The organism is Thiocapsa sp., assembly GCF_035467215.1.
In the GTDB taxonomy this organism is placed as follows: Bacteria; Pseudomonadota; Gammaproteobacteria; order Chromatiales; family Chromatiaceae; genus Thiocapsa.
This window is the reverse complement of record NZ_DATITZ010000223.1, coordinates 1-11,386: the sequence shown is the minus strand read 5'-3', so window position 1 is coordinate 11,386 and position 11,386 is coordinate 1. Positions and strand designations below refer to the sequence as shown.

Sequence of the window (11,386 nt, the reverse complement as noted above, 5' to 3'; positions counted from 1 at the left end):
CCAGGCGGGTCCGACGGGCACAAGCGCGGCACGAGACTGCGAGACGCTGGCCTCGGTGCGGTCGTAGCGCAGCCCGGCGGTGAGTCGGGATTGCTCGGTCAAGGGGCGCTCGATCTCGACGAAAAGGCCGAGGTCTGAATTCACCACGTCCGGCCAGAGATACGAGTTGGGGACATCGACCGCCGCGGAGCGGTAGTTCCAGAAGCGGGTGGCATCGCGATCGACCTGGAGATAATCGGTCCCGAGTGTCCAATTCATGCCCATCGCTTCCAGATCGGCGGTCAGACGCCCGCCCGCGGTATCGGCGGTGCTCGGGGCGCGCATCTTGAACATTCCGGTCAGTGGCCGGAGGCTGTAGTTGTCCATCAGATGATCGACCGAGACGCTGTAGAGCTCCGCCTTCACCGCGGCGAAGGGGCCGAGCGGGGTGTCCTGACCTAGCTGCAGACGCCACTGGTCGCTGTCGCTGTAGATCCCGTCCATGCCGGCGCCCGCGTAGAGGACATCCCAGTCGTGGGTATAGTCGTAGCTCAGCACGGCACGGGTGTCGTCGTTCGGGGTGAGGCCGAGCGACAGACCGGCGCCCTCGTTGTTGTAGGCGCTACGCACCGGATTGCCGTTGCCGTCGTCGTAATTGTCCGCCGTCTGATACTGGCCGGTGGCGCGGGCAAAGCCCTCGGGGATGCCGACCGTCACGTCCGCGCCCAGGTTACCTGTGTGCGAGTTGTCGGTGATGCCGCCGGTGAAGCGTGCGCGGAAGACCTCGCCGGGATCGAAACGGGGGGTGTCGCGCTCGAACAGGACGGTGCCGCCGGTTCCGCCGCCGCCGTATCGGACCGTCTGCGAGCCCTTGATGACCGTGACCGAGTCGTAGTTGTCCAGATCCACATAGGCCGTCGGCGGGTCCATGCGGTTGGGGCAGGCGCCGAAGGCGTAGGCGCCGTCGATCAGGATATTGAGCTGGCCGGCGGTCTGGCCGCGGATGATGGGGTCGATGCCGAAACCGCCCATCCGCGAGCCGCTCACGCCGGGGACCGAGCGCAGGAGATCGCCGCCGTCCGCCGGAAGGCCGGGTGCGACCTCCACGATGGGTGCCACGAAGGTCGCGGGCGGGAGACCGGCAGGGCGATCCGCGGTCACCTCCAGCTCGGGTAGGACGACGCCGCCGTCCTCGGCGGTTTGTTCGGTCGCGGTGTCGGCCCGGGGCGCGACCGAGAGTCCCGCCAGCATCACGATGAGTAAGCCGATCCCGGCGCCGAGCGGAACACCGCTCGGTGTCCGGGTCGATGTCTTGTCCGCGACCTGCAGCGTCGCCGGGTTCGGGAGTCGACGACTGCAAGACCTTAATTTTATTGTGCTCATTGGGTGTGCCTCCGCTCGTCTCGTCTGCTTGATCGAGTTGCGGATGAGCCTATCCAAGTTCTTTCCCCGGTTGCCGGGATTTGAGGTTTTACTGATCGGAGGCAGGAAAGAGTGGGTGGTATGGCTTAGCGTGTACTCGATATCCCGCAGCGGTCCGTCGCGCTGCTGAATGAGTTGCTCGGGAGATGACCCGGCTCGCTCGTCCCGACGATCCAACGACAGGAAGGGGCCGAACAGACCGACGTCGTTAAACAGGCAGGCTCTCTTCGCCTAGGCTGACCGGATCCTGATGGATGGTGATGTCCGAGTCCGGATGCATGTCGCGAATGCGCGCCTCGACATCGAGGGCGATCTGATGGGCGGCGAGCAGCGGCATGGTGTCGTCGAGCGCGAGGTGCAGTTGGATGATCAGGGATTGTCCGGATCGGCGTGTTCGCAAGCCATGCACGCCCAGCACGCCGGGAACCGAAGCCGCAAGGTCCAAGATCTGGCGGCGCGCCTCGTCGGGGAGCTCGCGGTCCATCAGAAGTTGGACGGCATCGAAGCCGATCCGCAAGGCGCTGTAGAGGATGTAGACCCCGATGGCCAGGCCGAACAGCGGATCGAATCCGGACCAGCCGGCGGCGGCGAGCAGCAAGGCCACGACGGTCGCGGCATTGGTGGCCAGGTCCGTCGCGTAGTGCAGGGCGTCCGCCCGGATCGCCGCCGACCCGGTGCGGCGAATGACGTGACGTTGGAACGCCAGCAACGCCAAGGTGACCAGGATCGCGAAACCGATCACGAGCAGGCCGACTCCGGGTTCCTCGACGGGTTGCGGATGCAGCAGACGGTCGACCGCCTGTAGCCCGAGAAACACGGCCGAGGCGGCAATCAAGGTCGCCTGGCCGAGCGCGGCCAGTGCTTCGGCCTTCCCGTGACCGAAACGGTGCTCGTCATCCGGTGGCATCAATGACCAATGCACCGCCAGCAGATTCACCAGCGAAGCCCCGGCGTCCATTGCCGAATCGACCAACGAGGCCAGCACGCTGACCGATCCCGTGACCAACCAGGCTCCGAGCTTGGCCAAGATCAGCAGACAGGCCGTGGCGACCGAGGCGTAGGTGGCCAGACGCAGCAGTCTGTCGTTCGAGCCGGCGAATTTGGCTGATACGGCGGACTCGGGCGTGCTCGGGCTCACTGCTGTGCTCCGTTTAGTGTGCCGAAAGCCTCCAGCTTCCAGCTGCAAGCTTTCAGCCTTCGGCGTTCGATGTTCGGCGTTGGATCCGGGCGGGGTTATTGCCCCCCGCCTGGGTAATACATCCCAGCCGGTCAACTGCGGCTTGAAGCTGGAGGCTGGCAGCAGGAGGCTCTCTCGAGAGAGCCGGCGCCTCCGCGCCCTACTGCTCGAACACCAGCGCGACCGGCTTCTGCATGAAGGCATGCCTGACCTGGGCATTGTCGAACACCGAGACCGCGAAAGGATAGGCCGCAGTCAGATCCGCGAATTGCACGTCGGTCTCGCTGCCCGTGACCAGTTTCCGCCGCATCTCCATGGTCCAGACCCCGTCGTTCCAGGACAAGCCCAAGGCGATGTCGCCGCGGTCACCTTCGAAGGGGGCGATCATGATGGACGCAACCTCGTCGCCGGGCTCGAATCGACTATCGTCGAAAGGGACCTTGTCGTCAGCCATGACCCAATAGGTCCCGCCCTTGTTGGCGGCCCTGCCGTCGCCGGCCATGAACTCGGGGATTCCCTCGACCAATGCGATGTCGGTATAGCCGCCGCCCGTCTTGGCATCGGTTTTTCGCCCGGCGTTCTTCGCGGTCTCCGGGTCGAAGCGGGTGTGGTCCAGCCACTGGTCGTCGACCTGTCCGACCGGCCCGGTGCGCACGGTCTTGATGTGCCACATATCACCGCGCTCGCCTTCGTTCTCGGTGTACTTATTGCCGTATGGCTTGGGCGGCTCGTCGTCGTGACAGGCCGCGAAGCAGCCATCGGCCTCGAAGTCCGGGATGGAGTTGTCGATCGGCCAGATCAGGGCCGCCTTATCTTCGTAGAAGGTGTTGTTGTCGCCGCCGACGTCTTCGGGATCCTTGAGCTTCTTCCAGGAGCCGTCGGCCTGCTTGACGTAGGGCGAGCGCTGCTCGGAATGGGTCGGGTCCTCGTACTGCAGCAGCAAAAAGAGCTCGTCGCCGACGCGTGCCGCGCGAATGCTACCGTCGGTGCTGCCCTTTTCGCCGAAGTTCGCGCCCTTCTTGAAATGGAGCTTCGCCGGCGCGGCTGCGGCCCAAACCGCATCGTCGGCGGCGCCGTCCAGGGTCGGCGCCGTGTCGAAGGCGATTGCCGTCACCGTCTCGAGTGCTCGGGCAGCGAGCGCGGGAGCGGAAAACGCACAGGTGGCGACGAGCATGGCCGACAGAGCTGTCGTCCGTTTTTTCGGGTTCGCAGTCATCTCAGGGTTCCTCCGGTGGTGGTCGTCGTTCTTGTTGTGGCTCGGATCAGAGCTGCGCTGTTGAAGCGCCTTCCCGTATCTTGCGTACGGGTTGCTCTCCACCTTGTACCGCCGACCGGACCGCAACACAATCCCGACGGCGGATCCCGAGGGAAGCCTCAGTCCTCCCAGCGTCCGTGACCGGGGATGGAGACTTGCTCTTCGTCGTAAATCCCCTCGTTTGCGCCGCGATGACAGCTGTTGCATTGGCTGAAGCTGCCGACCTCCTGGTTTCCGGCCACCCATTTTTTCGGGATCTCGTCGTGTTTGTTGACGAAATAGCGGGTCTGGGTGATCCGCGGGAGTGTGGCGTCAGCAGCGGCGTCGCCCACGAATGAAAAGGCGCGCGAGCGCGAATGGGTGCCCTGGTCCGCTGAATTGGCCACAAGGTAGCTCGCGATCTCGCCACGCAGTGCGTCGGGTAAAGAGGCATCGTCGCCGTAATGGTTCGCCAAGGCATCGGGACCCATGATCCTTGCCCAGTCCAGGGCCGGCAGCAGACCGGGTTGATAGGCCAGATGGCAGGAGCCGCATTCTTCGCCGTAGGCCGCATTCATGACCGGGGCGACATCGGGGCGGGATTTCAGCCAACTGCCGCCGTTCTCTTGTTTCTCGTGATCGTCGTCGTCGGAGTCGCCGACGGCTAAGCCGACGGCGCCCAGCGAGAGGAGTCCGGCTGCGATGATCGCGATGGTTCGGGTCGATTTAGGCATTGGAGTCGGCTCCTGATTACTGGCTTTGGATGTAGGCGATGAAGTCGACCTTCTCGTCGCTTGTGCATTCGCGTCCGAGGGTCCAACGACAATTTCGCAGCAACCATTTCTCGACCTTGGCCTGATCCGTCAGGCGCTGCGGATTCACCGATGGCGCCATGGGCTCGATGACCTTGTTGGTGACCGCGTGTCGGCCGGGCTGGCTGAGGTCACGGCCGTGGCAGGTGACGCAGCTGCGCGGCGGCGAGCCGTCGGTTTGCGGGTATTCCTTTGTCCAACCCGCGGCGCCTGCCGCCGCGTCGGCGGCGAGGGAGACGGTCGGGATAGCCATGGCGCCGGACACGCCGATCAGAATGGCCAGAGTTGTTTTCATGTCGCGTTTCATTGGATGTCCTTCCGCTTCAATCCGGTGATCATGCCGCCGATCAGGTTTTCCCGATGGGACAGGCTGGAGAAGATGACGCCGGCCATATGGGCGACGATCAGTGCGAGCGTGAGATTGGCCATGACCTCGTGCGCCTCCTCGAAGAAATGGCCCCAGGATCCCGGAAGGCTGCTCATCATCGGTGCCAGCGGACCCGAGAACTCTTCCGCGCCGTAGACGGCCAGACCGCTCAATCCGGTCAGCACGACCGCGATCATTAGGGCGATCACCATGGCGCCGCCGGCCGGGTTGTGGCCGAGATAGCGAGGGGCACGCAGCCGCAGAGCATCCCGGACATAGGCCAGAACATCGCTCGGCTTGCGCACGAAATCGCTGAAACGGGCGTGGCGGGTGCCGATCAGGCCCCAGACCAGACGCACGGCAATCAGGCTCAGCACCAGATAGCCGGCCCAGACATGCACGCCGAGGAGGTCGTCCTCGACGATGAAGGCGGTGGCGAAACCGCCGACCAGGGCCCAGTGGAAGATTCGGACGAGAGGATCCCAGACGCGGATGCGTTCCGGGCTTTCGTGTCGGGTGATCGCCGGCGCGATCATGGTCTCGGTAGTCATCTGCTTGCACTCCTGATCTCTGCGTTGAGGATGGCTCGGCCGCGATCGATCGCGGCTTGGGTGCAGATTACGGGGGAGTGCCTGACGAAACCCTGTGCGCCCTTGTCAGCAAACGGTCAGCTTGGTTCGGTCCATAATGGGCTCCATGCACACCCAGCCGTTCTTGCGTCGTCGACTCTTGGCCGCCCTCGTGGCGTTCGCGCTGGCCCCGGCCATGTCGCTCGCGGACTCCGCGGTCCATGAAGCCAAGGGCGAGGCACGCCATGATCACGACCGAGCACGACACGCCCTGCAGCAGGGCGAGGTCCGACCGATCGCCGAGATCCTGCGACGGGTCGCGGCCGAGGTGCCGGGGGAGGTCATCGAGGTCGAGCTCGAGCGCGAGAAGTGGCTCGGCAAGCGCGTCTGGGTCTACGAGATCAAGCTGATTGCGCAGGACGGGCGGATGATGGAGGTGCTGGTCGACGCCGCGACGGCCGAGATCCTTGCGGTCGAGGACGACTGATGCGCCTGCTTTTGGTCGAGGACGACGTGCGGCTCGCGGAGGGCTTGGTCGCCGCGCTGGCGGGTGCGGGCTTCGTGGTCGATCACGAGACCGACGGCGAAATCGCCTGGTTCAAGGGCGATACCGAGAGCTATGCAGCGGCGATCCTGGATCTCGGGTTGCCGAGCATGGACGGGCTCTCGATCCTGCGCAAATGGCGGGCGAACGGGCAGCGCTTTCCGGTGCTCATCCTGACCGCGCGGGGTGATTGGAACGAGCGGGTCGAGGGCATCGACGCTGGGGCCGACGACTATCTGCCCAAGCCTTTCCGGATGGAGGAGCTGCTGGCGCGTCTGCGTGCCCTGGTGCGCCGCTCCGCGGGGCAGGCCAGCGCGGTGCTCGTCAACGGACCGGTCGTTTTGGACACCCGGCGGATGGCCGTGACGGTCGAGGGTGTCCCGATCCATCTCTCCCCGCAGGAATACCGTCTCGTCAGTTATCTGATGCAGCACGCCGGGCGGGTCGTCTCCCAGCTCGAGCTCACCGAGCAGCTCTATGCGCAGGACTTCGAGCGCGAGTCCAACGCCGTCGAGGTCCTGGTCGGGCGGGTGCGCCGCAAGCTCGGGGTCGAGCTGATCCAGACGCGGCGGGGGTTCGGGTATCTGATCGAGGAGGCGTATTGAACCGCGTCCGGAGTCCAAGCATGTGTTGGAGTGAGCGCGATCGCTTGAGGTCCGGCGCGCGGTCGGCGCGACGCGGTTCAAGTGAAGATCTGAAAAGACTTAAACCGCGTCATCTCCAAGAGGCTTGGTCGCTGCGGTGCATGGCCTTCAGTCGAACCCAATGTGTCGCGCGGGACGCGGTTTAAAATGACGCGCCGCTCGCTGCGCGCCCGTCTCTGGATCGGGGCTGCATTCTCCATCACGATGGCACTGGCGTTCGCCGGGCTCGGTCTCTTGACCCTGTTCGAGCGCCATGTCGAGCGGCGCATCGGCGAGGAGCTGCGGGCGCAGCTCAACCAACTCGTCGCGGCGGTGACCATCACGCCGCAGGGCGAGGTCGAGCTCACGCGCGAGCCGGCCGACCCGCGGTTCGATCAGCCACTGAGCGGGCTCTATTGGCAGATCGACGGCCCGGCTCGGCCCGGGCTGCTGCGCTCGCGCTCGCTCTGGGATCATCTGGTGGAGCTGAGCGACGACGATCTGGATCCGGGAACCGTCCACGCCCATGAGGTCATGGGTCCGGACGCGCGACCCTTGTTGGTGCGCGAGCGTCGGATTCGTCTGCAGGCGGCCGGCGGGCTCACGCCCTTGCGTCTCATGGTCGGGGTCGAACGCGCAGAGCTGATCGCGGCGCGGGATGCCTTCGCGGCCGACATGCTGCCCTATCTCGCGCTCATCGGGCTGGTCCTGGCGCTGGCGACCTTCGTTCAGATCCAGACCGGACTCGCGCCGCTCGACCTGGTTCGACGCGGTCTCGGCGAGATTCGCACGGGCCGGACGCGGCGGCTCGCGCGGGCCTATCCGGACGAGGTCATGCCTCTGGTCGGCGAGGTCAACGCACTGCTCGAGGCCCGCGAGCAGGCGATCGAGCGCGCGCGCGCCTGGACCGCGGACCTCGCTCACGGACTCAAAACCCCCCTGGGCGCGCTGGTGGCCGATGCGCAGCGCTTGCGCGAGCAGGGCAACGCGCCGCTGGCCGACGATCTGGAGCACTTGGCGATGGCGATGCGGCGGCGGGTCGAGCGCGAGCTGGTGCGCGCCCGGCTGCGCTCCGGCGCGGGTGTCCAGCCATCCCGGGCCGACGTGGTGGAGACCATTCACCGACTGCTGCGCACGCTGCAACGCACCCCGGAGGGCGCGCGGCTCGACTGGCAACTCGTCGCACCCGCGCAGGCCAGTGCCGCGGTCATCCAAGACGATCTGCTGGAGCTGCTGGGGAATCTGCTGGAAAACGCCGCCAAATGGGCCCGGACCGAGGTGGACATCCGGGTGACCGCCGGCGATCGAATCGAGATCTCGATCGAGGACGATGGACCCGGCGTCCCGGCAGAGCAGACGCCGCGGTTGGGCGAGCGGGGCTTACGTCTCGACGAGCGCAGAGAAGGCAACGGCCTCGGCCTTGCGATCGCCCGGGATGTCGTCGATGCCTATGGCGGGGGCCTCGACTTCGCGCGTGCAAGCAAAGGCGGGCTCTCTGTCCGGGTGCGGCTGCCGATGGAGCAAGCCGAATCCGGGCGCTGAAACACCCGTCGGTGCGAATTGATCCGCTCGCTCGGTCAGGTCACGCGACCACGGACAGAAACTCGGGTGACACCGGTATCTTTCATTGATTCTCGGCTGACTCACGAGCGTCCGCAGCGCCTGGGTCTCCCGTACCGCGTGATTCCGCCTCGAAGCCTGCGCGGATCGCTTCACTGAGCTGATGGACCGCCATCGCGTAGAGGTTGCTGTGGTTGTAACGGGTGATGGCGTAGAAGTTGTCCAACCCGACCCAGTATTCGTCTTCGTCCCCGTCGATCCGGATTAGGCTCGCCGGGACTTCGGCAGGCTGGATCTCCTCCCACGCGACCCCTGCTGCCCGTAGGTCGCCCGCGGTCGTGTCGGGCGGGGCGGGGGTCTTCTCGACCAACGTGATCCCGGCCGGGACGCCGGCGCGCAGCGTCGCGGCAAAGGCGACGGGCTCGCCCGGGCGCCAACCGTGCTGTTTGAAATAGTTGGCGACGCTCCCGATGACGTCCGCGTTGCTGCCCCACAGGTCGCGCCGACCATCCCCGTCGAGGTCGATCGCATAATTGCGATAGCTTGATGAGATGAACTGCGGCTTGCCCATTGCTCCTGCGTAGGAACCGACGGCCCGGAGCGGATCCAGCCGCTCTTCGCGACTGAGCAAGAGGAACGCCTCCAGCTCGCGACGGAAGAAGTCGGCCCGCCGCGGATAGGCGAAACCGAGTGTGGTCAGCGCATCGATCACCCGATGCTTGCCCACATTGGCCCCGTAGTTCGTCTCGACCCCGATGATGGCGACGATGATCTGCGGAGCGACGCCGTAGTCGGCCTCCGCACGCGCGAGCAGTTCGGCGTTGTCGTGCCGGAAGGCCACACCACCGGCAATCCGCTCGGGCGTGACGAACAGCGCCCGATAGTCGCGCCAAGGCTTGGCCTCGTAAGGACGATCCATGGCATCGACGATGGCCTGGGTGTAACGGGCATCGGCCAGCACGCCGTGGAGCTCGGCCGAATCGAATCCGTGCCGCTCGACCATCGCGCGCGCGAACACATCGGCCTCGGCCCCATAGCTGGCCGGCTCGGCGTGCAGGTGCGACGCGACGAGCGCCGCACATCCTGCGAAGAAACATCGACGAGCGAAGGGCATGGAAGGCACCTCGTTGAGTGGTGATGACGTTGGTCCGGACGCGTCACCCGCGCGAGCGTATACGATGGGTATGTACCCCCATGATGATGCCGAATCCGGCCATCAAGGTCACCATCGAGGTGCCTCCGTAGCTGATCAAGGGCAGCGGAACACCGACGACCGGCAACAAGCCGGTGACCATCCCGGTGTTGACGAAGACATAGACGAAAAACACCAGGGTCAGAGCGCCGGCCAAGAGACGCCCGAAGCGATCCTGCGCCCGGGCGGCGATGACCAGACCGCGCAGGATGATGAAGAGATAAAGTGCGAGCAGGGCCAGGATCCCGGTAAACCCGAATTCCTCGCCGATGACCGCGAAGATGAAGTCGGTATTGCGCTCGGGCAGGAACTCCAGGTGCGACTGGGTGCCGTTCAACCAGCCCTTGCCGTCGATCCCGCCCGAGCCGATCGCAATCTTGGACTGGATGATGTGATAACCGGACCCGAGGGGGTCGGACTCCGGATTCAGGAAGGTCAGAACGCGATCGCGTTGATAGTCGTGCAGACCGATCCAGACGAGCGGGGTCACTGCGGCGACGACGGCCGCCAGCGCGAGGATCATGCCCCACCCCATGCCGGCCATAAAGAGCACCATCACGCCCGCGCTGGCGACCAACAGCGAGGTTCCCAAATCCGGTTGCTTGGCGATCAGCACGACCGGGATCAGGGTCAGTACCGCCGAGAGGACTACCCACAAGAGTTTCGGCGGCAAGGCCCGGGCGCTGAGCAGCCAGGCGAGCATCATGGGCACCGCGAGCTTCAGAAGCTCCGAGGGCTGAAAGCGAACGACGCCGAAATCTAACCAGCGCTGCGCACCCTTGCCGATATCTCCGAACAGAAGCACCGCAATCAGCATCGCCACCCCGACCCCGTAGAGCACCGGTGACCAGCTGCGCAGCCGCGCCGGGGGGATCTGTGCGACCGCGATCATCAGGGCGAAGGCGATCCCCAGCCGAATCAACTGGCGCTCGACCGCGGCGGGATCCTGATCGCTCGCGCTGAAGAGCACCATCAGGCCGAAACCGCACAGGGCCAGCAGGGCCACCAGCAGGGGTGCATCCAGGTGAACCCGCTGCCACAGACCGCGGTGCCCTGGATACAGGGCGTCATCCGGGAAATAGCTGCTCGATCTAGTCGCCACGTTCGGCTCCGACATCGGTCACGACGGTCCCACCGCCCAGGTAGGCATCCATGATGCGGCGCGCGACGGGTGCGGCGGTGGCGCCGCCCCCGCCACCGTGCTCCACGATGACCGCGATCGCGATACGCGGATCCTCGACCGGCGCAAAGGCAACGAACAGCGCGTGGTCATGCAGGTGCTTGGGGAGCGTTGCTGCACTGTAGCGCTGGTTCTGGCCGAGGCTGAAGACCTGCGAGGTCCCGGTTTTGCCGGCGATGCGGTACTCGGTGCTGCGGATGCGCCGGGCGGTGCCGGATTCCACGACCTTGGCCATGGCGTTGACGATCTGGTCCCATTGCTGTTTGTCGCCCAGCTCGATGGTATGCGAGACCATCGGCAGCTGCTCGGCCGCGGACGCACCGGGAGCCTGTGCCGCCCGCGCCACCTGCGGACGAATCACCTTGCCGTGATTGGCGACCGCTGCCGTGGCGACCGCCAGTTGCAGCGGTGTCGCCAGGAAGGAGCCCTGACCGATGCCCACGATCAGGGTCTCGCCCGGATACCAGGCCTGTTTGCGGACCCGTTGTTTCCATTCGCGGGTGGGCATGAGCCCGCCGAGCTCGCCGGAGACATCGATCCCGGTCAAGGCACCGAAGCCGAAGTCCGAGAGAAAGCCCGAGAGTCGGTCGATCCCCATCCGGTTGGCCAAGTCATAAAAGTAGACGTCACAGGACTGCACCACGGCCTGCTGCAGGTTCATGGCACCGTGTCCACCGCGACGCCAGCAGCGAAAGCGATGCGAGTTTCCAGGCAGACTGAAGTAACC

At 65.5% G+C, this 11,386-nt stretch carries 12 protein-coding genes; 3 read left to right on the top strand and 9 right to left on the bottom strand.

Translation table 11 applies throughout. The features are described from left to right. From VLR48_RS12640 to VLR48_RS12615, 6 genes are all read right to left on the bottom strand, one after another. Positions 1 to 1,362: TonB-dependent receptor domain-containing protein (locus VLR48_RS12640; RefSeq protein ID WP_325292133.1), on the bottom strand; the 1,362-nt coding region annotated here is incomplete at its 3' end. A gap of 247 nt (positions 1,363 to 1,609) precedes the next feature. Then, on the bottom strand, positions 1,610 to 2,539 hold the full coding sequence (locus VLR48_RS12635) for a cation diffusion facilitator family transporter (RefSeq protein ID WP_325292132.1): 930 nt from the start codon (positions 2,537 to 2,539) through the stop codon (positions 1,610 to 1,612). A gap of 199 nt (positions 2,540 to 2,738) precedes the next feature. Further along, a complete protein-coding gene (locus VLR48_RS12630; protein ID WP_325292131.1) occupies positions 2,739 to 3,794 on the bottom strand; it encodes an ethylbenzene dehydrogenase-related protein in 1,056 nt (351 codons plus the stop codon). A gap of 158 nt (positions 3,795 to 3,952) precedes the next feature. Beyond that, positions 3,953 to 4,546 carry a cytochrome C gene (locus VLR48_RS12625; RefSeq protein ID WP_325292130.1) on the bottom strand — a complete coding sequence of 198 codons (594 nt, stop codon included), beginning with the start codon at positions 4,544 to 4,546 and terminating at the stop codon, positions 3,953 to 3,955. A gap of 16 nt (positions 4,547 to 4,562) precedes the next feature. Continuing rightward, the gene (locus VLR48_RS12620) at positions 4,563 to 4,919 is read right to left on the bottom strand and encodes a DUF1924 domain-containing protein (RefSeq protein ID WP_325292129.1); all 357 of its coding nucleotides are present in this window, start codon (positions 4,917 to 4,919) and stop codon (positions 4,563 to 4,565) included. 8 nt (positions 4,920 to 4,927) lie between these two features. After that, on the bottom strand, positions 4,928 to 5,542 hold the full coding sequence (locus VLR48_RS12615; RefSeq protein WP_325292128.1) for a cytochrome b/b6 domain-containing protein: 615 nt from the start codon (positions 5,540 to 5,542) through the stop codon (positions 4,928 to 4,930). 145 nt (positions 5,543 to 5,687) lie between these two features. Between VLR48_RS12615 and VLR48_RS12610 the strand changes: the two genes are divergently transcribed. The 3 genes from VLR48_RS12610 (at position 5,688) to VLR48_RS12600 (ending at position 8,269) form a co-directional block, all read left to right on the top strand. Continuing rightward, positions 5,688 to 6,047: a PepSY domain-containing protein gene (locus VLR48_RS12610; RefSeq protein ID WP_325292127.1), complete on the top strand. Its 360-nt coding sequence runs from the start codon at positions 5,688 to 5,690 to the stop codon at positions 6,045 to 6,047. Continuing rightward, entirely contained in the window at positions 6,047 to 6,709 is a 663-nt protein-coding gene (locus VLR48_RS12605) for a response regulator transcription factor (protein WP_325292126.1), read from the top strand. Before VLR48_RS12610 ends, VLR48_RS12605 begins: the two co-directional genes overlap by 1 nt. A 186-nt stretch (positions 6,710 to 6,895) precedes the next feature. Then, entirely contained in the window at positions 6,896 to 8,269 is a 1,374-nt protein-coding gene (locus tag VLR48_RS12600) for a HAMP domain-containing sensor histidine kinase (RefSeq protein WP_325292125.1), read from the top strand. An 82-nt stretch (positions 8,270 to 8,351) separates the two neighbouring features. On the opposite strand, the gene mltB is transcribed toward VLR48_RS12600, so the two are convergent. The 3 genes from mltB to VLR48_RS12585 all read right to left on the bottom strand — a co-directional run. After that, positions 8,352 to 9,401: a lytic murein transglycosylase B gene (gene mltB, locus VLR48_RS12595; RefSeq protein ID WP_325292124.1), complete on the bottom strand. Its 1,050-nt coding sequence runs from the start codon at positions 9,399 to 9,401 to the stop codon at positions 8,352 to 8,354. A 43-nt stretch (positions 9,402 to 9,444) separates the two neighbouring features. Then, a complete protein-coding gene (rodA, locus tag VLR48_RS12590) occupies positions 9,445 to 10,581 on the bottom strand; it encodes a rod shape-determining protein RodA (protein ID WP_325292123.1) in 1,137 nt (378 codons plus the stop codon). After that, positions 10,571 to 11,386, bottom strand: an 816-nt coding sequence (locus VLR48_RS12585; RefSeq protein WP_325292122.1) for a penicillin-binding transpeptidase domain-containing protein, incomplete at its 5' end; no start/stop codon positions are given. The genes rodA and VLR48_RS12585, both read right to left, overlap by 11 nt.

Coding starts and splice junctions, on each gene's coding strand:
- VLR48_RS12605 (WP_325292126.1), top strand. CDS start 6,047: ATGCGCCTGCTTTTGGTCGAGGACGACGTGCGGCTCGCGGAGGGCTTG.
- VLR48_RS12615 (WP_325292128.1), bottom strand. CDS start 5,542: ATGACTACCGAGACCATGATCGCGCCGGCGATCACCCGACACGAAAGC.
- VLR48_RS12630 (WP_325292131.1), bottom strand. CDS start 3,794: ATGACTGCGAACCCGAAAAAACGGACGACAGCTCTGTCGGCCATGCTC.
- VLR48_RS12610 (WP_325292127.1), top strand. CDS start 5,688: ATGCACACCCAGCCGTTCTTGCGTCGTCGACTCTTGGCCGCCCTCGTG.
- mltB (WP_325292124.1), bottom strand. CDS start 9,401: ATGCCCTTCGCTCGTCGATGTTTCTTCGCAGGATGTGCGGCGCTCGTC.
- VLR48_RS12625 (WP_325292130.1), bottom strand. CDS start 4,546: ATGCCTAAATCGACCCGAACCATCGCGATCATCGCAGCCGGACTCCTC.
- VLR48_RS12620 (WP_325292129.1), bottom strand. CDS start 4,919: ATGAAAACAACTCTGGCCATTCTGATCGGCGTGTCCGGCGCCATGGCT.
- VLR48_RS12600 (WP_325292125.1), top strand. CDS start 6,896: ATGACGCGCCGCTCGCTGCGCGCCCGTCTCTGGATCGGGGCTGCATTC.